Annotated in this window: 15 protein-coding genes; 5 read left to right on the top strand and 10 right to left on the bottom strand. The window is 70.7% G+C overall.

Annotated elements, in window-relative coordinates; genetic code table 11:
* Together cpaB and DJ476_RS11185 are read right to left on the bottom strand one after the other, a co-directional pair.
* Positions 1-714, bottom strand: coding sequence for a Flp pilus assembly protein CpaB (cpaB, locus tag DJ476_RS11180; RefSeq protein ID WP_103416568.1), 714 nt, complete (start codon positions 712-714; stop codon positions 1-3).
* A 222-nt stretch (positions 715-936) separates the two neighbouring features.
* Positions 937-1,809: a hypothetical protein gene (locus tag DJ476_RS11185; protein WP_181006410.1), complete on the bottom strand. Its 873-nt coding sequence runs from the start codon at positions 1,807-1,809 to the stop codon at positions 937-939.
* 649 nt (positions 1,810-2,458) lie between these two features.
* On the opposite strand from DJ476_RS11185, the gene DJ476_RS11190 reads away from it, so the two are divergent.
* On the top strand, positions 2,459-4,195 hold the full coding sequence (locus DJ476_RS11190; RefSeq protein ID WP_318294877.1) for a chitinase: 1,737 nt from the start codon (positions 2,459-2,461) through the stop codon (positions 4,193-4,195).
* A gap of 73 nt (positions 4,196-4,268) precedes the next feature.
* On the opposite strand, the gene DJ476_RS11195 is transcribed toward DJ476_RS11190, so the two are convergent.
* The 5 genes from DJ476_RS11195 to DJ476_RS11215 all read right to left on the bottom strand — a co-directional run bounded on the left by DJ476_RS11195 (position 4,269) and on the right by DJ476_RS11215 (position 9,721).
* Positions 4,269-5,570 carry an Nramp family divalent metal transporter gene (locus DJ476_RS11195; protein ID WP_103416571.1) on the bottom strand — a complete coding sequence of 434 codons (1,302 nt, stop codon included), beginning with the start codon at positions 5,568-5,570 and terminating at the stop codon, positions 4,269-4,271.
* 197 nt (positions 5,571-5,767) lie between these two features.
* On the bottom strand, positions 5,768-7,243 hold the full coding sequence (locus DJ476_RS11200; RefSeq protein ID WP_112490417.1) for a GntP family permease: 1,476 nt from the start codon (positions 7,241-7,243) through the stop codon (positions 5,768-5,770).
* 142 nt (positions 7,244-7,385) lie between these two features.
* A complete protein-coding gene (locus DJ476_RS11205; protein ID WP_019763282.1) occupies positions 7,386-7,796 on the bottom strand; it encodes a RidA family protein in 411 nt (136 codons plus the stop codon).
* A 6-nt stretch (positions 7,797-7,802) separates the two neighbouring features.
* Positions 7,803-8,567 carry an IclR family transcriptional regulator gene (locus DJ476_RS11210; protein ID WP_112490418.1) on the bottom strand — a complete coding sequence of 255 codons (765 nt, stop codon included), beginning with the start codon at positions 8,565-8,567 and terminating at the stop codon, positions 7,803-7,805.
* A complete protein-coding gene (locus tag DJ476_RS11215) occupies positions 8,564-9,721 on the bottom strand; it encodes a sugar kinase (RefSeq protein ID WP_112490419.1) in 1,158 nt (385 codons plus the stop codon). Before DJ476_RS11215 ends, DJ476_RS11210 begins: the two co-directional genes overlap by 4 nt.
* Positions 9,722-9,854: 133 nt before the next feature.
* On the opposite strand from DJ476_RS11215, the gene DJ476_RS11220 reads away from it, so the two are divergent.
* Together DJ476_RS11220 and DJ476_RS11225 are read left to right on the top strand one after the other, a co-directional pair.
* Positions 9,855-11,228, top strand: coding sequence for an alanine racemase (locus tag DJ476_RS11220; protein ID WP_404827487.1), 1,374 nt, complete (start codon positions 9,855-9,857; stop codon positions 11,226-11,228).
* Positions 11,229-11,267: 39 nt separating this feature from the next.
* A complete protein-coding gene (locus DJ476_RS11225) occupies positions 11,268-12,893 on the top strand; it encodes an N-acyl-D-amino-acid deacylase family protein (RefSeq protein WP_112490420.1) in 1,626 nt (541 codons plus the stop codon).
* A gap of 111 nt (positions 12,894-13,004) precedes the next feature.
* On the opposite strand, the gene DJ476_RS11230 is transcribed toward DJ476_RS11225, so the two are convergent.
* Positions 13,005-13,853 carry a siderophore-interacting protein gene (locus DJ476_RS11230; protein WP_112490421.1) on the bottom strand — a complete coding sequence of 283 codons (849 nt, stop codon included), beginning with the start codon at positions 13,851-13,853 and terminating at the stop codon, positions 13,005-13,007.
* A 124-nt stretch (positions 13,854-13,977) separates the two neighbouring features.
* On the opposite strand from DJ476_RS11230, the gene DJ476_RS11235 reads away from it, so the two are divergent.
* On the top strand, positions 13,978-14,817 hold the full coding sequence (locus DJ476_RS11235) for a TetR/AcrR family transcriptional regulator (protein ID WP_112490422.1): 840 nt from the start codon (positions 13,978-13,980) through the stop codon (positions 14,815-14,817).
* A gap of 68 nt (positions 14,818-14,885) precedes the next feature.
* Here DJ476_RS11235 and DJ476_RS11240 read toward each other — a convergent pair whose 3' ends face one another.
* Together DJ476_RS11240 and DJ476_RS11245 are read right to left on the bottom strand one after the other, a co-directional pair.
* Positions 14,886-15,749 carry a S1 family peptidase gene (locus tag DJ476_RS11240; RefSeq protein WP_112490423.1) on the bottom strand — a complete coding sequence of 288 codons (864 nt, stop codon included), beginning with the start codon at positions 15,747-15,749 and terminating at the stop codon, positions 14,886-14,888.
* 169 nt (positions 15,750-15,918) lie between these two features.
* A complete protein-coding gene (locus DJ476_RS11245; RefSeq protein ID WP_162638668.1) occupies positions 15,919-19,248 on the bottom strand; it encodes a DNRLRE domain-containing protein in 3,330 nt (1,109 codons plus the stop codon).
* 593 nt (positions 19,249-19,841) lie between these two features.
* Here DJ476_RS11245 and DJ476_RS11250 point away from each other — a divergent pair.
* Positions 19,842-26,945 (top strand): polymorphic toxin-type HINT domain-containing protein, encoded by a 7,104-nt coding sequence (locus tag DJ476_RS11250; RefSeq protein WP_318294569.1) that lies wholly within the window; start codon positions 19,842-19,844, stop codon positions 26,943-26,945.
* Positions 26,946-26,958 lie beyond the last annotated feature (13 nt).

A 26,958-nucleotide genomic window follows, 5' to 3' on the forward strand; every position in this document is an offset into this window, starting at 1 on the left:
TCACTTGTCCTTGTCGAGCGTGTAGGTGCGGTCGCCCGGGCGGATGGTGCCGTCGCTGCCGGGGGCGACGAGGGCGAGACGTACGTGCTCCGCGAAGGACTCGGCGTAGGCGATGCGCTGGGCGTCCAGGGTGTTCAGGGCGAAGGTGATCGGCACGGCCTCGGTGGTCTGGCTGCGCCGCCCGTCACCCCCCGGCTCCAGGGCGGTGAGCTTGCCGACCTCCAGCACCTTGGCGTTGGAGACGATGACCTTGGACTGGGCGGGGTCGCCCTTCTCGCCCTGCTCACCGGCGAAGGTGGCGTAGACGTTGACCGTGGCACCCGGGGTGATCTTGCCCGCGACGCCGGTGGCGGCGTCGATCATGATGGCGATCTCCTGCTCACCGGCGCGGAGTTCGGGTTTGCGGACCATCATGTCCGACTGGAGGAGGGAGCCTTCGCGGAGCTGGGTGACGGCGATCTTCGACTCGACCTCCCGCAGGTCGGTCACGGCGTTCTCCGAGAGCCACCGCTTGGGCATCGTGATCTTCTCGAACTGCCGGCCGTTCAGGGCCGTGTAGGGGGCCACGTCGCTCTTCACCCGGTAGGCGGTCACCTCGGGGCCGACCTTGGAGTTCACATCGCTGATCACCGAGAGCACACCGGCGAAGGCACCGAAGGCACACAGGACCGACAGGAGCAGGAGTATCACGCCGCGGCGCTGGCGGGAGTTCATGGCCGGTCAACCTCGTTCGGATCGGGATGCGTGCGGTTCGGAGTGCGGGCAGTTCGGAGTGTGCGTGATTCGGGGTGCGGGTGGTTCGGGATGCGTGCGGTTCGGGGGCGCGAATTCGGAGGTGGAGGGGTACGGGGGCGGCCGGGCCGGGCGCACCGGTCGCCTCGGGCCCCCGGAGGGCCGGGGCGGGTCGGGTGAGGCCGGCCAACGGATACGGGAGGCCTAGGGGCCGGAGCGGCCGCCGGATTCCAGCTGGAGGACGCCGGTGGACGGTCTGCGGTCGCGGTGTTCGGGGGCGGCGAGCGGGGCGGAGCAGAAGGCGCAGCGGTCCCCGATGAGTTCCATGGCGCACCAGTGGCATCTCTCCCGGCGGACGGAGGCGACCAGTTGGTACAGCACGGAGATGTCCGGGAGGTGGGCGGCGAACTCCACGAGTTTCCCCGTGCCCCACCAGCGCGGCGAGTCGGCGGGAACGGCCGTCTCGTGCACGGCCTGGACCTTCCAGGCGGGGGCGAGGGTCTCCCGTACCCAGTCGGACGGCAACTGTCCTTTCGCGACGAGGAGATGCGTACGGAATTCGGGGCCGGTCAGGGGTTCGGCCGTCGGGCCCACCTTGACGAGCTGCGGTTGGGGTCCGGCAAGCACGGCGAACTGGGAGCCGGGGACCCAGGACTTGGCGTGGCTCTTGAGGCTGACCGGGACCCGGTCGAGCTTGGCCACGGAGTTGAGCAGGGCGCCCGCGTAGATGTAGTGCGACAGCAGCCGGGCGGCGGAGGCGACGACCCCGGGGCTGAAGTCGCAGATGGACAGCTGCCGTAACTGCCGGACCAGTACGGCCACGCCGAGGGGCGGCAGCTCCACCTTGACCAGGGCGATCCGGTCGCTCTCCAGGACCGAGCGGATGGAGTGGAGGCGCCGTTCGTGCTCGGGCCGGATGCCGCTGGGGTAGAGGGCGATGACGTAGCCGTGCTGTTCGAGCAGCAGGTGCATGTCGCCGATCGCCAGTTCCAGGGTCTGGGCTTCGGGGGCCTGGAGCAGGGCCGCGGTCGGGGTCTGCTGATCGGTGGGCGGCAGCACCAGATCTGCACTCGTCACTGCTATCGCGGTCGGCACGCTCTTCCCCGTTCGGCTCCGGCCGCCGCCAAGACGTCGGCCGCAATCGCTCCTGCTCCGTGCTCCTGCCTCAGCACTTTAGCCACGTCTCACCAGGCAGAGAACAGTTATCGGGGACCAGTGCGTCATCATGCGAACACCGTTCGTACGGGATTCGGACGCCAAACGGGATGAAATCGATTCCGGTCAACTCGGCCGCCCTTGCGGAGCGTTACCGAAGAATCCATCCGGAATCCGGGCACATTCCCGTTTGCGCACGTCAGGGCGGAGCAGCGCGTGTTCCGGACCGTCCCGGCGGGGTTTCTCCGTCACGGTACGGAGACCTTCGGCAAGATCACCCGTGCGGGTCGGAGGGTGGTGGCGCGGGGTCACCGTCCGGCAAAGATTCCCCGGGAGTGACTCCGCCGGAAGGGCGTCCGAGCCCGGCCGCGGCCTCGCACCGACCACCTGGCGAAGTCGCCACGGGGCCGCCACCGAAGCCTCGTTCACTGCCAGAGGTCTTGACAACTCGATTGGTCTGGACCAGCTTATGCGCAGCGGTGACGACCGCTTCTGCCCCACCCCGCACGGTACGACCCCTTCCCCGCCGTACCACCCCGCCACGCACCACCAACTCCCCACGGAGGCCCACGTGCAACGCTCCGCAGGCAGCAGAAGGCGCCGCAGAAGGAATTCCTCCCGGCCGTTCCTCGGCGGTGCCATGGCCGTGATCGCGGCCGGCGCCCTGACCGTCACCGGGCTCGTCTCCACCGCCCAGGCCGCCGACGTCAACAACGCCAAGAACGCGGGCTTCGAGTCGGGGCTCGCCAACTGGGCCTGTTCCGCCGGCAGCGGCACCACCGTCTCCACCCCCGTGCGCAGCGGCACGTCCGCGCTGAAGGCCACCCCGGCCGGCCAGGACAACGGCCGGTGCTCGCAGACCGTGGCCGTGAAGCCCAACTCGACCTACGCGCTCAGCTCCTGGGTGCAGGGCGGTTACGCCTACCTCGGGGTGACCGGCAGCGGCACGACCGACGTCTCCACCTGGACGCCCGGCTCCACCACCTGGACCAAGCTGTCCACCAGCTTCAGGACCGGCCCCAGCACCACGTCGGTGACCGTCTACACCCACGGCTGGTACGGGCAGTCCGCCTACTACGCCGACGACATCGAGGTGACGGGTCCCGACGGCGGTGGCGGCGGCGACGGCCCCGGCCCGGTCATCCCGGGTGCCCCCGCCGGTCTCGCCGCGGGCGCCACGACGACCTCCTCGGTCGCCCTGTCCTGGAACGCGGTCTCCGGCGCCACGGGCTACAAGGTGTACCGGGACGGTGTGCAGGCCACCACCTCCACCGGGACCTCCGCGACGATCACGGGGCTGGCCGCCGACACGGCGTACCAGTTCTCCGTGAGCGCCACCAACGCGGCCGGCGAGTCGGTCAAGTCCGCCGCGATCACCGCCCGTACGGCCAAGCCCGGCACGGGCCCCGGCCCCGGCCCGGCCGTGCCCAAGCACGCGGTGACCGGCTACTGGCAGAACTTCAACAACGGCGCGGCCGTCCAGAAGCTCACCGACGTGCCGGCCGACTACGACATCATCGCGGTCTCCTTCGCGGACGCCACGCCGACGCAGGGCGCGGTCACCTTCAACCTGGACACCGCCGGGCTGAACGGTTACACCGACGCCCAGTTCCGGGCGGACATCAAGACCAAGCAGGCGCAGGGCAAGAACGTCATCATCTCCATCGGCGGCGAACTGGGCACGGTTCGCGTGGAGAACGACGCCTCGGCCACCGCGTTCGCCAACTCGGTGTACGCGCTCATGCAGGACTACGGCTTCAACGGCGTCGACATCGACCTGGAGAACGGCCTCAACGCCACCTACATGACGAAGGCGCTGCGCCAGCTGTCGGCGAAGGCGGGCCCCGGCCTGGTCATCACGATGGCCCCGCAGACGATCGACATGCAGTCGACGTCGGGTGAGTACTTCAAGACGGCGCTGAACATCAAGGACATCCTGACCGTCGTCAACATGCAGTACTACAACAGCGGTTCGATGCTCGGCTGCGACGGCAAGGTCTACCACCAGGGTTCGGTGGACTTCCTCACCGCGCTCGCCTGCATCCAGCTCGAGAACGGGCTCGACCCGTCCCAGGTCGGCATCGGCGTCCCCGCCTCCACCCGGGGCGCGGGCAGCGGCTACGTCGCCCCGTCGGTCGTGAACGCGGCCCTGGACTGCCTGACCAAGGGCACCAACTGCGGTTCGTTCAAGCCCTCGAAGACCTACCCGTCGCTCCGCGGCGCGATGACCTGGTCGACGAACTGGGACGCGACGGCCGGGTTCGCCTGGTCGAAGGCGGTCGGCCCGCACGTCCGCAGCCTGCCGTAACCATCAGCACCATCCAGAAACCCGCAGCGCCGCCGCTCCCCCGGCGGCGCTGCGGCGTTTCGACCGGACGGACTCACCAGGGCAGTTCGCGCACCTGCTGCACGCACAGCACGACGAACAGCAGCCCCGCCAGGGCCAGCATCCCGTTGCTGACCCAGCCGCTACGCCACTCCCTGGGCGTACGGGAGGAGTTGAGCAGCCAGAGCAGGGTCAGGGCGAGGAACGGCATGAAGAACGCGCCGAGCACGCCGTACGCGATGACCAGGCCGAAGGGCTCGTCCAGCCAGAGCAGGGCCATCGGCGGGAAGGTCAGCCAGAGGAGATAGGCGCGGAACGGCACCGACCGCTGCTGCCGGTCGACGACTTCCGGGCCCGCGTGCGCCTTCTCCTCGCCCGCCGGGGCCCGGAACCGCTCCACGAAGTCCGCGAACATCAGGCTCACCCCGTGCCAGACGCCGATCAGCGACGAGAACGAGGTGGCGAAGAAGCCGACCAGGAAGAGCGTGGCGGTGGCCCCGCCGAACCGGTCCTCCAGCACCTTCCCCAGGTCGATCAGCCCCCGGTCGCCCGAGGTGAGGGCGATCTGCGAGGCGTGCAGCAGCTCGGCGCCGAGGACGAGCATGGCGACGACGAAGATGCCGGTGGTGATGTAGGCGACCCGGTTGTCGAGCCGCATCACCTTCATCCAGGAGGAGTTGCTCCACCCTTTCGCGTTCACCCAGTAGCCGTAGGCGGCCATCGTGATCGTGCCGCCGACGCCGCCGATCAGCCCGAGGGTGTAGAGCAGCGAACCGTCCGGCAGTACGGGGACGAGCCCGGCGAACGAAGCGCCGACGTCCGGCACCACCCGGGCGGCCACGTACACGACCACCACGAACATGATGCCGACCAGGACCGTCATGACCTTCTCGAAGACGGCGTACCGGTTGAACCAGACGAAGGCCAGCCCGATCAGCCCGGTCACGATCGCCCAGAACTTCAGCCCCGGCCCGTCCGGGAAGAGGGCCACGATGGGCAGGGCGCTGGAGGACATGGCCGTCGCGCCGTAGATGAAGCCCCAGACGACGACGTACACCGCGAAGTAGACGGTCGTCCAGGCGCCGAGGCTGCGCCAGCCGTCGAAGAGCGTGCGCCCGGTCGCCAGGTGCCAGCGCCCGGCCGCCTCGGCCAGCGAGATCTTGACGAGGCACCCGATCACCGCCGCCCACAGCAGCGTGTAGCCGAACTTGCTGCCCGCGATCAGCGTCGCGACCAGATCCCCGGCCCCGACCCCGGTCGCCGCGACGACGATCCCGGGGCCGATGTACTTCCAGCTGGACTTGCGCGGCCGGGAGGCCGGCTCACCCGTCCCTGTGGTTGCTCTTGTCTCAGCCATGCCGATCAAGGAAGCGCAATCGGCGGGACCGCACAAGGGGGCGTGCAGGGATCGGGCAGGGACAGGGCAGGGCCGGGGGCGCCACAAGGTGGCCTCAGGTAGCCACAGTCCAGCACCTGGTCCGCCCCTCCTCCCCTCCGGTGAGGCAGCCATGGAAGCCGAACGGCCGGGCGCGCCGCCCCGTACGCCGAGAGGCCCTAGATCACCAGGCTGAGCAGCGCCGCCACCACGAAGCCCGCCACCGACAGCACCGTCTCCAGCACCGTCCAGGACTTCAACGTGTCGCGTTCCGAGATGCCGAAGTACTTCGACACCATCCAGAAGCCGCCGTCGTTGACGTGCGAGGCGAAGATGGAGCCCGCCGAGATCGCCATGATGATCAGCGCGAGGTGGGCCTGGGAGAGGTCCTGGCCCTCCACCAGCGGGACCACGATCCCGGCCGTGGTGACGATCGCGACGGTGGCCGAGCCCTGGGCGACCCGCAGGACCACCGAGATCAGCCAGGCGAGCAGGATGACGGGCAGGCCCACGTCGTTGAACGTGTCGGCCAGCGCGTCCGCGATGCCGCTGCCCTTGAGCACCGCGCCGAAGACCCCGCCCGCGCCGACCACCAGCAGGATGTTGCCGACCGGCTTCAGCGAGGAGGTGGAGACCGACTCCAGGGACTTGCGGGACCAGCCGCGGCGGATGCCGAGCAGGTAGTACGCGAGGAACAGGGCGATCGTCAGGGCCACGAACGGGTTGCCGAAGAACTCCACGACGGAGCGGAGGGTCGAAGGGTTCAGCGCGATGGAGGAGAAGGTCGCGGCAAGGATCAGGACCAGCGGGGTGCCGATGATCGCGAGGACGGTGGCGAGCGGCACCGGCTTCTCGTGCGGGGTGACGCCCGCCGCCCGCTGCTCGGCGGCGACGGCCGCCTTGGCCTCCGCGGCCGCCTCGACCATGTCCTGCGGTACGTCGACGAAGATCCGCTTCCCGATCCAGGAGGCGTACGCCCAGGCGGCCAGGACCGACGGGATGCCGACGACCGCGCCCATCAGGATGACCCAGCCCAGCGACACGTTGAAGAGTCCGGCGGCGGCCACCGGGCCCGGGTGCGGGGGCAGGAACGCGTGGGTCATCGAGAGCCCCGCCAGCAGCGGCATCGCATAGAGCAGGATCGATTTTCCGGACCGCTTGGCGGCCGCGTACACGATCGGCGCGAGGACGAAGATGCCGACGTCGAAGAAGACCGGGATGCCGAAGATGAGGCCGGTCAGGCCCATCGCGAGCGGGGCGCGCTTCTCCCCGAAGAGGTTCAGCAGGCGGGCACTCAACACCTCTGCCCCGCCCGAGACTTCGAGGATCGCGCCGAGCATCGTACCGAGCCCGATGATGATCGCCACATGGCCGAGGATGCCGCCCATGCCGGATTCGATGACCGAGACGGCGGCGGATTTCTGCACGGTGCCGAAGAGTTCGGTGACCGAGAGCCCGGCGCCGAGGCCGACGGCTATGGAGACGGCCAGCAGGGCGACGAACGGCTGGAGTCTGACCTTGATGATCAGGAAGAGGAGGAGCGCGATGCCGAGGGCGGCGACGGTCAGCAGACCGGCGGTGCCGTCGATCAGGAGGAGCAGACCACCGGTGTGCGGCGGGATCTCGACCGGCGGTGGGGTGGCGGCGAGCGGCATGGGGGAACTCCGATGGTGCTGGAGGGAGGGCAGGGCGGAGCGCGGTACGGCGCCCCCGGGGGACGGGGCGCCGTACCGTACGGCGGGTTGGAGAGTTGCTGCGGGTGGAGCAAGGCGATGGGGCTGTGGGAAGTCCGAACCGTCAGCTGAGCACCGCGAGCGCGTCGATCTCGATCAGCAGGCCCTTGGGCAGGCCCACGTAGACCGTCGTCCGCGCCGAGGGGGCCTCCTTCAGGTTCTGCTCGGCGAAGTACGCGTTGTAGATCTCGTTCATCTCCGCGAAGTGGTCCACGTCCGTGAGGTAGACGCGCATCATCATCACGTCGTCCCAGCTCGCGCCGCCCTCCTCCAGGATCGCCTTCACGTTGGCGAAGGTCTGGAGGGTCTGCTCACGCAGGGTGGGGCCGGCCGGGGTCGGGGCCTGGCCCTCGACGGCGGGGAGGAAGCCGACCTGGCCGGCGACCTGGAGGATGTTCCCCTTCTTCACGCCGTGCGAGAACTTCGCCGGCGGCACGGTGTGGGTGGAGGGGGTGAGCGCGATCTTCTCGGTCATGGCTGATCAGACTTTCTTGGGTCGGTTGGTGCCGGAGCCGGAGTACTCCCGGCTGATGGTCTCGGCGGTGCGCCGGACCAGCGGGAGGAGGGTGAGGAGTTCCTCGGCCGTGACGACCACGTTCGGTGCGGAGACCGACATGGCCGCGACGACCCGGCCGTACGCGCCCCGGATGGGGGCGCCGATGCAGTTGATGGACTCCTCGTGACCACCGAGGTCGGTGGCCCAGCCCTGTTCGCGGACGACGGCCAGCTCCTTGAGGAAGGCGGCCGCGTTCGGCGTCGAACGGGACGTGTACATGGGGTAGTCGAGCTTCTCGGCGATCGCGCGCCGCTCGGGCTCGGTGAGGTCGGCCAGCAGCAGCTTGGCCACGGCCGCGACGGTGATCGCGACGGGCTTGCCGATCCGCGAGTACATCCGGACCGGATAGCGGCTCTCGACCTTGTCGATGTAGAGGACTTCCTGCTCCTCGTAGACGGCGAGGTGCACGGTGTGCCCGCACCGGTCGTTCAGCTCGACCAGGTGGGGATGGGCGATCTCGCGTACGTCGAGGTTCTCGACGGCCTCCTGGGCGAGCGCGAAGAGCCGGGCGCCCAGGCGGTAGCGCTGGTCCTGCTGGCGGTAGACGAGCCCGTGCTCGTGGAGCGTACGCAGCAGGCGCAGCGCCGTGGACTTGTGGACGCCGAGCCGCTCGGCGACCTGGCCGAGGTCGGCGGGGCCCTGGGCGAGCAGCGGCAGGATGCTGAGTGCCCGGTCGACGGTCTGGCTCATGGCGTACGTACCTCCTCGTGGGCCCGGTCGGCTGCGGTCCAGCCGGGGCCGAGACGAAGTCTCCCCCAGGCGCCGTCGTCGAGGGCGACGAGGCGGTCGGCGTGGTCGCGGGCGGGCGGTTCGGTGAGGTCGCCGGGGACGGTGAGGACGGCGGCGGCCATCAGGTGCCCGTGCCGGACCCGGTCCCGTACGGGCAGGCCCCGCAGGGTCGCGGAGAGGAACCCGGCGGCGAACGCGTCCCCGGCCCCGACGGCGGCGACGACGTCGACGCGGAGGGCGGGGACGACGGTGACGGTGTCACGGTCGGCAGCCTGGGCGGCACGCTCCCCTGCCTCAGCCCCTCCGACGTGCGTCGGGCGCGAGCCGATGTCAGCGCCTCCGGCGTTCGAGGAGCGAGGTCCGGGGCGGAGCCCCGAGGCGAACACCGTCGCGCCCGCACTCCCCCGCTTCACGACCACCACCGAAGGCTCCGGCAGCGCCGCCCGGATCGCCTCCGCGCCGACGATCCCCCACGCCTCCTCCGCCTCGTCCTCCCCGACGAAGACCAGGTCGCAGCGGCTGGCCAGCTCCAGCAGCACACCGGCGTCGCCGTCCCGCCACAGCCGCGGCCGGTGGTTCACGTCGAACGACACCAGCGGGCGGCCCGGGCGCGGGGCCGTCAGCTCCCGCAGCAGGGCCAGGCAGTCGGCGGAGAGCGCGGCCGTGATCCCGGACAGATGCAGGATGCGCCCGGCGAACAGTTCCTCGTACGGCACGTTCGCCGGTGACATCGCGGATGCCGCCGACCCGGCCCGGTAGTACGCCACCTCATGGGCCTCGGTCCCGCGATCCGTCGCCGTACGGAAGTAGATGCCGGTCGGCCGGTCCGGGTCCCGGCGGACGGCCGAGGTGTCGACCCCGTACCCCGCGATCGTCTCGACCAGGTGGTCGCCGAAGCCGTCGGCCCCGACCCGTCCCACCCAGGCCGCCCGGTGCCCGGCGGCGGCGAGGGCGCAGGCCACGTTGGACTCGGCGCCCCCGATCCCGCGCCCGAAGGACGGCACGTCGGCGAGGCGGCCGGGCTGCGAGGGCAGGAACGTCACCATGGACTCACCGAGACAGACGACATCGGTGGTCGCGGCGGCGTGGGCCGTCCCTGCTGCGGGTCCGGACACTGAGGGCTCCTCGCTGGTCGGTGTGCGGGCCGGTGGTCACCATTGACCGGGCGTCGGCTCGGATGTTAGACAGCGTTGAGCGATATACGCAATGGATGTTGCATATGTTGCAACGAACTTCGAGGAGCTCACCTTGGCAGCCGACCGCCCCACCGACCGCCCCGCGTCTCCCACGGCCGACCGCGCCGCGCCCCCGGCCTCCGCCCGCGCCGCCTCGCCGTCGACCGACCGCGCCACGTCCCTGGCCGCGGGCCTCGCGGACGAGCGCGTCGACCACCGCTTCAAGGCCCTGCCGCCCGACGCCGAGGGCCTGACCGTCGGGGCGCTGGCCGCCGAGCGCCGCAACCTCTTCACCGGCGGGTTCACCACCCCCGTCCTCGCGCTCTCCGCCGAGTCGGTCGAGCACAACCTCGCCCTGCTGGAGACGTACGCCGAGCGCCACGGCCTCGCCTTCGCTCCGCACGGCAAGACGTCGATGGCCCCGCAGCTCTTCGCGGACCAGCTCCGGCGCGGCGCCTGGGGCATCACGGCCGCCGTGCCGCACCAGGCGCGGGTCTACCGGGCGTACGGGATCGGGCGGATCTTCCTCGCCAACGAGCTGGTCGACCCGGTCGCGCTGCGCTGGCTGGCCGGTGAGCTGGGCGCCGACCCGGAGTTCCGCTTCGTCTGTTACGTGGACTCCGTGCGCGGGGTCGAGCTGATGGAGGAGGCCCTGAGCGCGGCGGGCGCCACCCGCCCCCTCGACGTGGTCGTGGAGCTGGGCGCGGGCGAGGGCGCGCGGACCGGGGCCCGGACGGAGGCCGACTGCGCGGCGGTGGCCGACGCGGTGGCCGGGGCCGGGTCGCTGCGCCTGGTGGGCGTGGCCGGGTACGAGGGGGAGGTGCCGGACGCCGATCCGGAGCGCGTACGGGCGTGGCTGCGGCGGCTCGTCGCACTGGCGGCCACGTTCGACGACGAGAAGCGGTTCGCCGGGGCCGAGGAGATCGTGATCAGCGCGGGCGGCAGCGCCTGGTTCGACGCGGTCGCGGACGTCTTCGCGGAGATCCCCGAACTGAGCCTGCCCGTTTGTAAGTTGCTGCGCTCCGGCGCGTACGTCTCGCACGACGACGGCCACTACAAGCACCTCACCCCCTTCAACAGGGTGCCCGAGGAAGGGGCGTTGGAGCCCGCGTTCCGGCTCTGGGCCCAGGTGGTCTCCCGCCCGACCGGCGAACAGGCCTTCCTGAACGCGGGGAAGCGGGACGCGGCGTACGACCTGGACCTCCCCGAGGCGCAGGTGGTCCGCTCGGCGCGGGACGGTTCGGTGCGCCCCGCCACCGGGATCACGGTCACCGGTCTCTCCGACCAGCACACGTGGGTGCGGACGGAGGCGGGGACCGAGCTGGAGGTGGGCGACTGGGTCGGGATGGGCCTCTCGCACCCCTGCACCAGCTTCGACAAGTGGCAGCTGATCCCGCTGGTGGAGGCGGACGGCACGGTCACGGAGTACATCCGCACGTTCTTCTGAGCAGCCCCTCCCCCCTCCTCCCGCCCCGAAAGGCTCTCCATGGACCTGGTCCTGCGCGACGCGCTCGTCGTCGACGGCACCGGCGGGCCGTCCTACCGCGCCGATGTGGCGGTGGACGGCGGCCGGATCTCCGAGATCCACCGCGAGGGCTCCCCCGGCCCCCGCCCCACCGCCGCCCGGACGGTCGACGCCGACGGGCTCGCGCTCTCCCCCGGCTTCATCGACATGCACGCCCACAGCGATCTGGCGCTGCTGCGCGACCCGGACCACAGCGCGAAGGCGGCACAGGGCGTCACGCTCGAAGTCCTGGGCCAGGACGGCCTGTCGTACGCCCCGGTCGACGACCGTACGCTCGCCGAGGTCCGCCGCTCCATCACCGGCTGGAACGGCGACGGCTCCGACATCGACTTCGACTGGCGCACGGTCGGCGGTTATCTGGACCGCCTGGACCGGAACTTCGGCGGCCAGGGCATCGCCGTCAACGCCGCCTACCTCATCCCGCAGGGCACGGTCCGGATGTACGCGGTCGGCTGGGAGGACCGCCCGGCCACCGACGCCGAACTGGCCCGGATGAAGGAGCTGGTGGGCCAGGGCATGCGGGAGGGCGCGGTCGGCATGTCGTCCGGGCTGACCTACACCCCGGGGATGTACGCGGACGGCGCCGAACTCACCGAACTGTGCCGGGTGGTGGCCCGCCACGGCGGCTACTACTGCCCGCACCACCGCAGTTACGGGGCGGGGGCGCTGGAGGCGTACGAGGAGATGGTGCAGCTGGCGCAGCACGCCGGCTGCGCCCTCCATCTCGCCCACGCCACCATGAACTTCGGCGTGAACAAGGGCCGGGCACCGGACCTGCTGGCCTTGCTGGACGGTGCGCTGGCCGCCGGGGCCGACATCTCGCTCGACACCTACCCGTACACTCCCGGCTGCACAACGCTCGTGGCGATGCTGCCGAGTTGGGCGAGCGAGGGCGGACCCGAGTCGGTCCTCACCCGGCTCGCGGACCCGGCGAGCGCCGAGAAGATACAGCACCACCTGGAAGTACTCGGCTCGGACGGCTGCCACGGGGTGCCGATCGAGTGGGACACCATCGAGATCTCCGGCGTCGGCGCCCCGCATCTGGGCGAGTACGTGGGCCGCACGGTGGCGGATTCGGCGGCGCTGCGGGGCGAGGAGCCCTGGGTGACCGCGCGGCGGCTGCTCACCGAGGACCGGCTCGGCACGACGATCCTCCAGCACGTCGGCCACGAGGAGAACGTCCGGCAGATCATGCGCCACCGCGTGCACACGGGCGGCAGCGACGGCATCCTCCAGGGCGACAAGCCGCACCCGAGGGCGTACGGCACGTTCCCCCAGTATCTGGGGCGATACGTAAGGGAGTTGGGGATCCTCTCGCTGGAGGAGTGCGTGGCCCACCTCACCTCCCGCCCGGCCGCCCGGCTGCGGCTGGCGGACCGGGGCCTGGTGCGCGAGGGGTACCGCGCGGACCTGGTGCTCTTCGACCCGGAGACGGTGGCGGCGGGCTCCACCTTCGAGGAGCCGCGCACACTGCCGGTGGGCATCCCGCACGTGCTGATCGACGGCAGGTTCGTGATCGAGGACAACCGCCGTACGCCGGTACTGGCGGGCCGGGCGGTCCGGGGCGCGGGGGCGGGCGCCTCCTGAGGCTCCGGGCGGGGGCGCCCGAGGGGGCGGCCCGCCCGAAGGCTCTCCGCCAGGACCACCCGAGGGCGCGACCCTTGCCCGGAGGCTCTCTGCGAAGGCGCCCGAAGGCCCCTACGAGGCGTCGGCGGCCCGCTCCGCCGCCCAGGCGAGATCCTCCTCCGTAGGGGCGTCGTCCTGAGTGAGGGCGCGCCGCCAGTACCCGCTGAACTCGACGGCGGCCTTAGGCAGTTGCCGCTCCCCCACCAGATGGCGGCGGAGATCCCGCACGGCGGACGCCTCGCCCGCCACCCAGGCCGCGTCCACCCCGTCGAGGTCGGCGCCCGCTCCCCGTACGGCCGCGACGAGCGAGCCGCCCCGGTCCCGGTGGACCCACCGCACCTCGGCCCCTCCGGCGGCGGGCGGCAGTTCCCGCTCCTCCGCCGCGTCCGCGACCTCCGCGTACACGATGGCCGAGGTCCCGGCCGGCAGTGCCTCCAGCACGGTGGCGATGGCCGGGAGCGCCGTCTCGTCCCCGGCGAGGAGCATCCGGCGGGCGGCGGGCAGGGGACGGACGTAGAGGGAGGACGGGCCGACCATGCCGAGGACATCGCCGGGGCTGGCGGCCGCACCCCAGCGCGCGGCGGGCCCGCCGTCGCCGTGCAGCACGAAGTCGACGGCCATCACGTTGCGTTCACGGTCGTAGGAGCGCACGGTGAAGCTGCGCATCCAGGGCCGCTCCGCCTCCGGGATCGCGAGGTACGCCTCGTACCAGCTCATGCCGTACGGGTCGTCGGCGGCCCGCTCCGGCAGCCGGGGCACGGTCTGCCCGGCGCGCGGCAGACAGAGCTTCAGCTGCTGGTCGGGCCGGTCCTCCAGGAGCCCGGGCAGCTCGTCGGCGGTGAAGCCGACCCTGGCCGTACGGGGCGTGACCCGCTCGACGTCCACGACCCGTACATAGGTGACCGACAGCGCCTGACCCATCGCGACCCGACCCTTCCCCGCCGGTGATCGCCGCCGACGACCACCGATACTGACACCGACACCGATACCTTACGGTGTAATGGATTATCCGCCGAACGTTACTTTACATCGTAAGGAGTCGCACGTGGTGGTCTTCGCCGGGCAGGGCGACCCGCACCGCTCCCTCTCCCTCCTCTGGCGCGCGGACGCCCCGCCGCCGACCCGCGGCACCCCGGGCCCCAAACCCCGGCTGAGCGTGGACGCGATCGTGGCGGCGGCCGTGGCGCTCGCGGACGCGGAGGGGATGGCGGCCCTGTCGATGCGCGCGGTCGGCGACCGGCTCGGGCGCACGGCGATGGCGCTCTACACCTACGTCCCCGGCAAGAGCGAGCTGCTGGACCTGATGTACGACGCGGTCCACGCCGAACTCCCCACCGCCTACCCGGAGTCGGCCCCGGACGACTGGCGGGCGCCGCTCACGGCCTGGGCCGGGGACGTCCTGGAGTTCTACGTACGTCACCCCTGGGTGCTCCAGGTCTCGCAGGCGCGGCCGGTACTGGGGCCGCACGAGTACGCGGGGCTGGACACGCTGATCACCCTGCTGCGGGTGACGGGCCTGGAGGCCGGGGTGGTGCGGCGGCTGGTGGGGACCCTGTTCCCGTTCGTGCGGGGCTCGGCGCAGACGGTGGCCGACGCCCGGCTGGCCGCGACGGCGACCGGGAGCTCCGACGCGGAGTGGTGGGCGGCGCGCTCGGCGGCCCTGACGGAACTGGTCCCGGACTTCGCGGAGCGCTTCCCGGCGGTGAGCGGCCTGGAGGCGGAGGGCCCGGTGGAGCCGTACCCGGACCAGGCCCCGCCCCCTGACCAGGCCCCGGCCCCGGACGCCGGGATGCCGTACCTGGAGCGGGAGGCGCGCGAGACGTTCCGGGTGGGGCTCGGGGTGCTGCTCGACGGCATCGAGGCGGCGCGCGCCCGGCGGCCCTGAGGAGAATCAGGACGGCCGGACGCACGCCCCACACCACTCACACCTACCGCACCCGGCAGGGCAGGGGGCTACGGCTTGGGCAGCCCGCAGCCCTCCCGGTCGAGGTCGATCTTGTTGCCGACACCGATGCACGGGACCATGTCGTACGTCTGCTGGGCGTAGTTGATGCCCTCGCGGACGGTCACGTTGCCGTTCTCGTCGACCTCGCACGGGTTGTTGTCCGTGCACTCCTGGCCGCTCTCGTTACCGGTGTTGTTGACGGCGACCACCTTGCCGGTGGCGTCGTCGATCACCGGCGAACCCGACGTACCGCCGATGGTCTGGCACTCCGGGGTGTAGCGCACCGAGTCCTTCCAGGTCCACCGGCCTTCCTTGAGCTGGTGGACGAAGCCGTCGATGCCGCAGCTGTAGGTGCGCTTCCAGTAGCCGGAGGCGACGGTGATGGCGGTGCCCGCGACCGGGTGGTCGGTCTCCAGCTCCAGCGCCTCGATGCCGTAGGCGCTCTCGATCTCCTCGTAGGTGGAGGTGAGTTCGTAGAGCGAGAGGTCGGTGTCGGTCATGGTGCCGTACGCGATCTTGCTCGCCCTCAGCGTGCCGACCCCGCCGCCCGAGGCGTCGAGCAGGGTGAACGTCCGCGTGGACGGACGGTCGACGAGCACTTCGCCGGGGCCCGGGAATCCCGTCTCCAGACAGTGCCCGTTGGAGAGCACGAGGGCGGGGTCGGTGGGCGCGGAGTCGGGCGAACGGACTACGGAGCCCGAGCAGTTACTGAGCGCGACGGTACCGGCGAAGGTCACGGCCTTCGCGGCGGGTGCGGGCGTGACCTCGGTGGCGGATTCCCGCGCCTGCGCGGATTCGGCCGCGACGGCGGGCGCGACGCCCGCTCCCAGGAGCAGGGCAGCAAGAAACGCACCGATGAGAGGCTTGTTCATGTGGGGGGTCCCCTCCAGTGATGCCAAGGACCGGAAATCTTCCGGCTTTTGACATGCGCATGGTTTCCCAGATGTCCGGCCATCACAAGGGTCAGTTTCCGGCCACCCGCCTGCTCTCTGCCGGTTCCGCCTCGCTTCCGGGAGGCGGAACCGGCAGGGTCAGGGCTCGTCAGCCGATGGCCGTGTACCCGGCCCAGCTGTTGCCGAAGGTGCCACCGGCGACCTGGAAGGCCGCCGCGGGGGCGAGGCCGGCCGCGCGGCCCGGGTGGACCCGTACGTCGCCGTTCGCGGACAGCGCCCAGACCTCGGGCAGCCCGTCCCCGTTGACGTCGGGCGTACCCGCCAGGATCGGCACCTCACCGCGGGACCAGCCCGAGGCACCATAGGTGTCCAGATGCCCGGCCGAGGCCGCCTTGGTTCCGATCGACGCGAGGTCGAGACCGCCGGAGGCCGCGTTCCTGCCCTGCCGCAGGTGCAGTTGACCGGCCAGGTTCTCCCGGAAGACGAGGTCGGGGGCCATGTCTCCCGCGATGTGGCCGACCTGGACGAGGTCGCGGTTCGTCCAGGACTCACCAGCAAGGCGTGTCGCCTGGGCGAAGCTGGCCCCGGTGTACCCGGTGAAGGCCCACAGGTCGGCGCCCGCGAGGGCGAGCAGGTCGGGGCGGCCGTCCCCGGTCACGTCCCCGACCGAGAGGATCTGCCGGAGCGTCCTCGGTTCCGGGGCCCCGGCGGGCAGCAGCACCTCGACGCGCTTGGTGACGTCGAAGCCGCCGTAGCCGTCGCCGGGACAGAGGTACAGCTTTCCGTCGGGCATGCGCGCCACCAGGTCCTGGATGCCGTCGCCCGGCAGCCAGTCCCCGTTGTGCGTGATGAGCGCGCCCTTCCAGTACCCGTCCGGCACGAGCTCGGCCGACCCGTCGGCGGTGCCCGTGGTGTAGGCGGCCGGCATGGAGGTGTGGAACCGGTCGGTGCCCGGGGGCTTCGCGTGCAGGGCCAGGTTGCCGTCCTTGTCGATCGTGTACAGGTCGGGCACCTTGTCCCCGGTCACGTCCATCGGGCTGTCGGAGACCGGTGCGGGCGTGACGTTGAAGACGTATTTCTGGGGCTTCGAGACATTGCCGGTGGCGTCCACCGAGCGCACGTACAGCACGCTCGGTCCGGCGTGCGGCGGCTTCAGCGAGACGCTCGCCCGTCCACCGGGGTTCGGGTTCGGGGCCACCTTGAGGTTGAAGGCCGTGGTGAAGCCGTACTGGTACTCCTTCACGTCCGGCGACCCGTTGGCCGAGAACGTGAAGAGACCGGCCGTCCCGAACCGTACGGAGGACCAGACCGACCCGTCCTCACCGGCCGGCGGGAACACCTCCGAGCTGACGGCGGGGGTGTTCGGCGCGCTGTGGTCCACCGTGAACCGGCAGTAGGCCGCCGTCCCCGAAGGGCCCCAGGCGGACGTCTCACCGTCCGTGTCGATGGTGCGGGCCGTCCAGGTGTAGGTCTTGCCGCTGGTGAGCTGGGACCACGGAATGGTCCGGGTGGCGGTGCCGCTGCTGTTGGGCGTCAGGTTCTGGTTGACGACGTCGTGGGCGGTGTCGCCGATCCAGTGGTAGACGCGCAGGTTGATGTGCTTGAGGTTGCCGTCCGGGTCGGAGCCGGTGACGGAGAAGGTGACGTCCTGCTTCCCGATGCCGGGGTAGGGCGTGGCCGTCTTGCAGCTCGTACCCGGTGTGGTCGTCATCGCGGACGCCGTGGGCTCACGGGGCGGGCTGTTGTGGACGACCTCGATGTACGGGGAGTTCTCACCGTTCGCCATGAACTTCTTCCAGGCGTTGGTGTCGGTCTCGTTGGCGGCGCGGAGCCCAAGGGTGAGGGAGCTCCACTTGCCGTCGGCCCCCTTCTGAACGGCCGACTTGATGTTCATCTTGACCCAGCTGTCGGGGCAGTCACCCGTCCGGTAGCCGTGTCCGTTGGTCTGCGAGGAGAGGGTCTCCTTCCAGGCCGGCTGGTTGTTCCAGCTGCTGGAGCTGGAGATCCCGCCGGTCAGGTGAAGGTTGTACTGCCGACTGGAACAGCCGTAGGAGTAGGTCTGGAGCGCCCGGAAGTCGGCGGACTTGATGGACGTGCCGTGCAGGACGCTCCCGAACTCGAAGGTGAAAGCGGACCGGGAGAGCCCGCCGCTGTCCTTCTCGTAGCCGACGCGCGCCTCGTTCGTGCCGTCGTTGAAGTTCTGGCCGTTCCAGAAGCTGGAGCCGGGGTACTTCTTGTACAGCAGCGTCCAGTTCTTCTTGCGGCCCTTGAAGGACGGGTCGATGAAGACCGGGTACACCGTGTCGGGGCCGGTCAGCAGGCCGACCGGGACGGTGATGTCGAGCCTTCCGTCGTCGGCCCCGAGGCGTGCGTCCAGCACGGCGTCGCGCGACCCGGGCTGGGGCCCCGCGAGCCCGGGGAGAGCGAGCGAGGTGTCTCGTACGGCAGGGTCGGGAGTCGGGGCCGGCTCCCCGATGGTGGCCCGCACGGGCCCCGCGGAGTCCCACAGGTAGGGGGTGGGGGCGGCGGCGAACTCCTCCCCGGCACTGTCCCGGGCGCTGACGGCCTTGGACGCCGGGTCGAGGACGAACGTCAGGGTGGGTGAGGCCAGGCGGTAGGTGAGCGTGCGGAGCAGGGGGTCTTCTGCGGCCTCCCGGTTCTTGACGATCAGGATGTGGGAGAAGCCGCTGTCACGAGCCGTGAGCAGCAGGTCGATGCCGGGCCGCACGTCCTGGTAAAGAGCGCGCGGCCCGTCCACCACGGGCTCCGGCAGTTCGCCGGGCCACTTCACCACCAGGTGGTGCGGCCCGGTGGTGAGCCGTACGAGGTCGCTCCAGGCGGGCGCGTCGGCGGCGGGCGCACCGGCGGTGAGGACGGTACGGGGCACCGCACGCGAGGCCCGGGGGGCGGAGCTGTCCGAGCCGGCCTTGCTCCTGGCCTCACTTCCGGGCTTGCCTCTGGCCTTGCTTCCGGCCTTGCTTCCGGCGCTGAACAGAAGCGGGTCGTTGACCGCCTTGGGCGCGTAACCGCCGTCCACACGCCGGAGGGTCGTGTCGACCGGCTTCCACCCGTCGCCGACCTTGGCGCGGATCGTGTCGCTGTAGGAGCGGGTCCGCAGGAGCCCGTCCGGCCGGGCCCACGTGGTGGCGGTGGCGGTACGCCGGGCGGTGACCTCCACCTCCTTGCCGGTACGTTGAGCCGCGCGCGCCGCCTCGGCCTCGGTGACGAGCGGCTCGGGTGCACCCTTCGGCTCAGCCTTCGCCTCCGTCCGGGGAGCGTCGGCGTCCCGGCTGAAGTGCACCCCTACGGGAAGGGCCAGGGCCACCGCCAGCAGGACGGCGAGGGCCGCGTATCCGCGGCGCCGACGCGCTTTGCGGCGCGCTTCGACGGAGACGGGCGATCCGGCCGCCGCTGTGGCCGGACTTTCGACCGGCGGCGAATCCCCGCCACTTTCCGCTGTTCTTGACGCGGCGTCCATGACTTCCTTCCCCCCGCGCGCGCCCGGCCGCCGAGATCCCCCGGAATTCCCGCCGACGCGCAGATATGTGCCAGCAGAGCATGGACCATCTTCACGGTTTCGTCACGTGGGTTCCGGGCGGCCCGGAGGGACAGACAAACGGAATCACGAGTACCGCTTACCCGAGCAGGCGACGCACCCCGCACATCCGGCACCGATTAGAAGCCCCAGAACCTATCGAATCACCAGAAATTTTCGACCGAATGCCTGATTTGAGAATCAAGGTAAGGAGCACCCGAAAAAAATCCCCAAGTCACTTCCATCACACCTTGCCACTTAATAATGCTTTGATCGGCTTAAGAAAAAAGTACCCACTTGAGCCGTGATCAGAATCACGTCCACAGAATTACAGTGGATTTCCTGTTCACCAACCCTGCACAATGACGCGGCTATTTGTCTTTTCCTTGCGCGCCCGTGACTGACTCGGTCCGCAGGGAAGTGGGGGGAGTCTCATGTCGTCGTCCGCTTCGGGGCGCGCCTTTCGTTTTTCCGGGCTTCTGGCCAGAATCACGAAATCGTGGGCGCCGGGTTCGGCCCGCCGGTCGAGCGCCTCCGTGCGCCACCGCGGCCGCGCGGTCGGCGCGCGCGGCCTCGGCGTCACGCTCTCCGCCGTACTGGCCGCGACCCTGCTGCCGGCCGAGGCGTGGGCCATCGCGCCCCCCTCCCCCCGTGTCGGACCGTCCCTGGTAGGCCTCCAGCAGGAGGAGCCCGCCGACCCCGACCAGGCGAAGATCGACGAGCTGAGCACCTGGTCCGGCGCCCCGGTGGAACCCCCGGTCGACTACACCCCCACCGCTACCACACCCCCGGCCGGGGGCACGGCCCCCGTGGCGCTCGACGGCGCGGGCGACGACCTGGTCCCCGTGGGCAACCTCCCCGTGCGACTCGGCAAGGCCTCGCCGACCGACGAGGAGCCCGACCCGCCGGCCCCCGGCGGAACGTGGGACGTGGCGGTCGAGCCCCGTACCAGCACCGAGGCGTCCGACGTCGACGGCGCCCTCATCACCGTCACCCCGCCCTCCGGCGGCGCGACCCCCGTCGACATCGAGCTGGACTACGGGAAGTTCGAGGACCTCTTCGGCACCGCGTGGTCCTCGCGGCTCAGGCTGACCCAGCTCCCCGAATGCTTCCTGACCACGCCCGAGCTGGACGAATGCACCACCGTGGTCGACGTCCCCAGCGTCAACGACCCCTCGAACGACACCGTCCGCGCCACCATCGACCCGGCGGCGTCCCCGCAGCAGGGCCTGTCCACCCAGTCCGGCGGCGGCCCCGTCGTGCTCGCGGCCACCGACTCGGCGTCCGGTGCGGGCGGCACGTACAAGGCGACCCCGTTCACCGCGACCGGCACCTGGACGGCCGGCGGCAGCGGTGGCGGCTTCTCCTGGTCGTACCCGCTGACCGCGCCGGCACCCCCGGCAGGCCCCGCCCCCACCATCTCACTCTCCTACTCCTCCCAGTCCGTCGACGGCCGCACCTCCGCCGCCAACGGCCAGGCCTCGTGGATCGGTGACGGCTGGGACTACAACCCGGGCTTCATCGAACGCCGCTACCGCTCCTGCAACGACGACCGGTCCGGCACCCCCAACAACGCGGGCGGCAAGGACAAGAAGAAGTCCGACCTGTGCTGGGCGAGCGACAACCTCGTCATGTCGCTCGGCGGCTCCGCCACGGCCCTCGTCCACGACGGGACCACCGGTGCGTGGGTGGCACAGAACGACACCGGTGCCCGCATCGAGTACCGGACGAGGACCGGCAGCCCGAAGACCGCCCAGACCGGCGCGTACGACGGCGAGTACTGGGTCGTCACCACAAGGGACGGCACCCGCTACTGGTTCGGCCGCAACACCATCCCCGGCCGTACCGCCGCCACCGACTCCGCGTTCACCGTCCCCGTTTTCGGCAACCACAGCGGCGAGCCCTGCCACGCCACCGCGTACGCCGACTCCTCCTGCGCCCAGGCCTGGCGCTGGAACCTCGACTACGTCGAGGACGTCCACGGCAACGCGATGATCGTCGACTGGAAGAAGGAGACGAACCGCTACGCCCGGAACGAGAAGTTCAAAGAGGCCGTCGCCTATCACCGGGGCGGCTACCCGGCCCAGATCCTCTACGGCCTGCGCGCCGACGACCTGAACGGCGCACCGGCGGGCAAGGTCGTCTTCAAGACCGCGCCGCGCTGCGTCGAGGACGCCGGCACCACCTGCTCCCCCACCGGCTACGAGTCGGAGAACTACGCGGACAAGCAGCCCTGGTGGGACACCCCGGCCACGCTCCACTGCAAGGCGGGCGCGAAGAACTGCTTCGTCACCTCACCCACCTTCTGGAGCAGCGTCCGCCTGACGGAGATCGAGACGCACGGCCGGCGGACCCCCGGCTCCACCGCCCTCTCCCTCGTGGACAGCTGGACGCTGAAGCAGTCGTTCCCGAAGCAGCGCACCGACACCCACCCGCCGCTGTGGCTGGAGTCCATCACCCGCACCGGCCACGGCGCCCCGAACGCCTCGGGCGAGCAGACGAGCAGGGCCCTGCCCCCGGTCTCCTTCCTCCCGAACGTCGTCGACATGCCCAACCGTGTCTCGAAGGGCGCCACGGACGAGACCCCGGACTTCGACCGGCTGCGCGTCGAGACCGTCCGCACCGAGACGGGCGGCGAGATCCACGTCGACTACTCCGCCCCGTGCGCCGTGGGCACCGCCCACCCGTCCCCCGAGACAAACACCACCCGCTGCTTCCCCGTCCACTACTCGCCCGACCCCGAGTCCCTGTCGGACGAGATCCTGGCCAAGAAGCCCGCGCCGGTGGAGTGGTTCAACAAGTACGTCGTCCAGAAGGTCACCGAGAAGGACCGCGTGGCCCGCCAGCCCGACGTCGTCACCACGTACGCGTACGAGGGCGGCGGCGCCTGGGGCCGGAGCACCGACGAGTTCACCAAGCCGAAGCTGCGTACGTACGACCAGTGGCGCGGCTATGCGAGCGTCCTCGTCAGGAAGGGCGTGACCGGAGCCGATCCGGCCGCCGCGGACGCCACCGAACAGTCCCAGACCCGGATGCGCTACTTCCGCGGTATGTCCGGCGACGCCGGCCGTCCCACGGTCACGGTCAAGGACTCGACCGGCGCGGAGACCCTGGGCGAGGACCTGGCGCCGTACCAGGGGATGCCAGCCGAGACCGTCGCGTACACCAGGGCGGGCGGCGACGTGGCCTCCCGCATCCTGGCTTGGCCCACCAGCAGGGAGACGGCCTCACAGGCGCGGCCCGGGCTCCCCGCGCTCAAGGCACATCGCGTGGCGACCGCCCGCACCGAGACGGTCGAGACCATCAGCGGCGGCCGGACGCGCACCGCGCGCACGGTGACGACGTACGACGACACGTACGGGCTGCCGCTCACCGCCGAGACGCTCACCCTCACGCCGGACGGCTCGGGCGGCACGACCACCGGCGACCGGAGCTGCTCGACGAATACGTACGTCCACAACACCGCCAAGCACCTGATCGGTCTGGTGCAGCGCGCCCGAACGACGGTCGGCACGTGCGCCCAGGCGGCCACGGCGCCCGGCAGCGACGTCGTCTCCGACACCCGTGTCTCGTACGACGCGCTCGACGCGTTCGGCGCGGCTCCGGTCAGGGGGCTGCCCTTCCGGACCGACACCGTCGGGGCCGACGGCACCGGCTGGGTCACCACCGCCCGCACGGAGTACGACCCGCTCGGCCGCGCCACGGAAGTCCGGGACGCGAAGGGGCACGTGTCCAAGGTCGGCTTCGTTCCGCCCACGGGCCCGGCGTTCACCACCACGTCGACCGACGCGAAGGGCCACACCACCACCACGGCCCTGGACCCGGCCCGCGGCACCGCCCTGTCGGTGACCGACGCCAACGGGCGCCGGACGACGAGCGCCTACGACGAACTGGGCCGCACCACCGCCGTCTGGTCCCCGTCCCGTACTCAGGGCACGGACAAGGCGTCGGTGCTCTTCGACTACCAGATCGAGGACAACAAGGTCCCGGCGACCCGCACCCGTGTCCTGCGCGACAACGGTACGTACGAGGACTCCGTCACCGTCTACGACGGGCTGCTGCGCCCGCGCCAGGCGCAGACCGAGGCGCTCGGCGGCGGCCGGATCGTCACGGAGACGCTGTACAACGCGAACGGGGCGCCCGCGGAGACCAGGAACGGCTATCTGGCGGAGGGCGAGCCGCAGACCGAACTCTTCGTCCCGCTCTCGCTGACACAGGTGCCGAGCGCGTCGAAGACCGCCTACGACGGCCTCGGCCGCGCGGTCCGCACGACGGTCCTGCACGCGGGCGATCCGCAGCACTCCGCCACGGTCCGCCACGAGGGCGACCGGACGCTGACCCGGACGGGCATGTCGGCCGACGGCACGACCCCGATGCCGGGCAGCCGGTCCACCGCGACCTGGACGGACGCTCTGGGCCGCACGTCGAAGATCGAGCACTTCACGGCCACCGACCTGTCGGCCGCCATCGAAACGCGATACACGTACGACGCGCGCGGCAACCTCGCCAAGGTCACGGACGCGCGGGACAACATCTGGACGTACACGTACGACGCACGTGGCCGCCTGGCGTTCTCCACGGACCCCGACGCGGGCTCGTCCTCCTTCGGCTACGACGTGCTGGACCGGCAGATCTGGTCGAAGGACTCCCGGCAGCGGTCCCAGCACACGGTGTACGACGAACTGGGCCGCCGGACCGAGCTGCGCGACGACTCGGCCGAGGGGCCGCTGGTCGCGAAGTGGACGTACGACACCCTGCCGGGCGCGAAGGGCCTGCCGGTGGCGTCGACCCGCTACCACGGGGGCGCGGAGTTCACGAGCGAGGTCACGGGCTACGACCAGGAGTACCGGCCGACCGGCTCCCGAACCACGATCCCGTCCACGCCCCTGACGACGGGCCTGGCTGGCACCTACACGTACAAGAACACCTACACGCCCACCGGCCTCCCTCAGTCGGTCGAGCTGCCGGCGACACCGGGGGGTCTGGCGGCGGAGAAGGTCATCACCCGCTACGACGGCGAGGGCTCGCCGCGCACGACGTCCGGTCTGGCGTGGTACACGGCCGACACGGTACTCAGCCCACTGGGCCAGGTGCTGCGCACGGCGTCGGGCGAGGCGCCGAACCGGGTGTGGGCGACGCACTTCTACGACGAGAACACCGGTCGCCTCGACAGGAGGATCACCGACCGCGAGACGCTCGACCCGAGCCGTATCTCGGAGACGTCCTACGCCCACGACACAGTCGGCAACATCACGTCGATCACGGACACGCAGTCACCGGCCCGCGTCGACCGCCAGTGCTTCGCGTACGACCCGATGGGGCGCCTGGCTCACGCCTGGACCGCCAAGTCCCCCGGTTGCCCGCGCAGTTCCACGGCCCAGGGCGCGGGCCCGAACCGCACGGACGTCTCACCGAGCATCGACGGGGCCGGGTACTGGCACTCGTATGAGTTCGACACCATCGGCAACCGCACCGGCATGGTCGTCCACGACCCGGCCGACCCGGCCCTGGACGACACCTACGTCTACACCCACGGCGTGCCCTCCGAGGGCCCACTGCAGCCCGCGACACTCCAGCCGCACACGCTGACGAAGGTGGACGCGACCGTACGGGGCCCCGGCTCCACGGTCACCTCATCCTCCACGTACGCCTACGATCCCTCGGGCAACACCACGCAGCGGGTCATCGGCGGTGACACCCAGGCCCTGACCTGGGACCGCCGCAACAAGCTCATGTCCGCCGACACGGACGACGACGGCACCGCGGACGTGACCTACCTGTACGACGCCTCCGGCAACCGCCTCCTGGAGGCCGACGCCACGACCCGCACCCTGTACCTGGGCGAGTCCGAGATCGTCGTCGACACCGCCGGCCGGCCGGTGGAGGCCCGCCGCTACTACTCCCACCCCGGGGCGCCGACGACGCTCCGCACCACGGGCGGCAGGACGTCGGGCCACACGCTGACGGTCCAGCTGACCGACCACCACAACACCCCGACCGCGTCGGTGGCCCTGACGGGCGGCCAGCCGGTCACCCGCCGCATGTTCGACCCCTACGGCAACCCCCGCGGCACCGAGCCCACCACCTGGCCCGACCGCCGCACCTACCTCGGCGTCGGCATCGACGACGAGACCACGGGGCTGACCCACATCGGCGCCCGCGAATACGACTCCATGACGGGCCGCTTCATCTCGGCCGACCCCATCATCGACATAGCCGACCCGCTCCAGATGAACGGCTATGCCTACGCCAACAACAACCCGGTCACCAACTGGGACCCCACAGGCCTCAAGAGCGACGAGTGCGGATCGCTGTACCGCTGCGGCGGCAACCAGGTCATCACCACCAAGACCACCAAGTACCAGGACGTCAACACGGTCGCCCGGCACTTCGAGAAGACGGCTTCGTGGGCGACTCTCGCTCAGTGGAAGGCAGAGGGGCTCGGCAACTCCCCTGCCTTCGGCAAGGCCAAGAAGCTGACCAAGTGGAAGAACGAGCACTACGAGAAGGACTGGGGCATCAACCTCGTCGCCGGTATGGCCCGTTCATGGGTCTCCGGCGTGGATGCCGCAGCGTCGGCGATCATGCCCTTCCCGACCGTCCAGGCCGCGCCCCTGTACGACAGCCTCGTCAGCAGCCTCGGGGTGAACACGAAAGGCCGGGCCTACGCCAACGGCGAAGGCCTCATGGACGGCCTGAGCATGGTCGGCGGGGTGGGTGCGATCGCTGCGGGGATCAAGGGCGGGCTGAAGATGGCGGCAAAGGGGTGCCGCCCCGGCAACAGCTTCGCCCCGGGAACGGAGGTCGCCCTCGCCGACGGAACGACGAAGCCGATCGAGGACGTCGAGATCGGCGACGAAGTCCTGGCCACCGACCCGGAGACAGGCGAGACCCGAGCCGAGAAGGTCACCGCCGAGATCCGGGGCGACGGCACCAAGAACCTGGTGAAGGTCACCATCGACACCGACGGCGACCGCGGCACGGACACCGCCGAGATCACCGCGACCGACGGCCACCCCTTCTGGGTCCCCGAGCTCGGCCGCTGGATCGACGCCACCGACCTCGCCCCGGGCCAATGGCTGCGCACCAGCGCCGGCACCCACGTCCAGATCACCGCGATCAAGCGCTGGACGGAGACCGCCACCGTCCACAACCTCACGGTCGCGGACCTGCATACGTACTATGTGCTCGCGGGCGCCACACCGGTCCTGGTCCACAATTGCTCAACCAATCTTCTTTCGGCAGAAGACCAGCTGAACGGGTTTATACCGAAAGTCGAGCGCGCTGAGGGATATCACGACGTTCGGATCCATGGTTCCCCTGATGGCGTCGCCCCCAGCTTCAATGCCGCAGAAGGTGGATCCGGTCTAATTAACCACCGGGTGCTCGCGGGCCTGATAAGGAGTGATCCGAACTACGCCGGCGGGCCGATTAGGCTCTGCTCCTGCCAGACTGGTGCTTCTCGAGGAACCTTCGCGCAGGATCTTGCCAATAAACTCGGCGTGGAAGTCCTGGCACCCACCGGCTACTTGTACGTACGTCCCAACGGTAGGATGAGTATTGGTCGTGAGGGTGCAGCGCTTGGTCGATCCCACTTCCATGGCGAATGGGCGAGTTTCCTTCCCGGAGGGGGCAGATGACAGGAGAGGACAT

The organism is Streptomyces bacillaris (genome assembly GCF_003268675.1).
GTDB lineage: Bacteria > Actinomycetota > Actinomycetes > Streptomycetales > Streptomycetaceae > Streptomyces > Streptomyces bacillaris.

Coding starts and splice junctions, on each gene's coding strand:
- DJ476_RS11240 (WP_112490423.1), bottom strand. CDS start 15,749: ATGAACAAGCCTCTCATCGGTGCGTTTCTTGCTGCCCTGCTCCTGGGA.
- DJ476_RS11200 (WP_112490417.1), bottom strand. CDS start 7,243: ATGCCGCTCGCCGCCACCCCACCGCCGGTCGAGATCCCGCCGCACACC.
- cpaB (WP_103416568.1), bottom strand. CDS start 714: ATGAACTCCCGCCAGCGCCGCGGCGTGATACTCCTGCTCCTGTCGGTC.
- DJ476_RS11210 (WP_112490418.1), bottom strand. CDS start 8,567: ATGAGCCAGACCGTCGACCGGGCACTCAGCATCCTGCCGCTGCTCGCC.
- DJ476_RS11225 (WP_112490420.1), top strand. CDS start 11,268: ATGGACCTGGTCCTGCGCGACGCGCTCGTCGTCGACGGCACCGGCGGG.
- DJ476_RS11205 (WP_019763282.1), bottom strand. CDS start 7,796: ATGACCGAGAAGATCGCGCTCACCCCCTCCACCCACACCGTGCCGCCG.
- DJ476_RS11245 (WP_162638668.1), bottom strand. CDS start 19,248: ATGGACGCCGCGTCAAGAACAGCGGAAAGTGGCGGGGATTCGCCGCCG.
- DJ476_RS11230 (WP_112490421.1), bottom strand. CDS start 13,853: ATGGGTCAGGCGCTGTCGGTCACCTATGTACGGGTCGTGGACGTCGAG.
- DJ476_RS11195 (WP_103416571.1), bottom strand. CDS start 5,570: ATGGCTGAGACAAGAGCAACCACAGGGACGGGTGAGCCGGCCTCCCGG.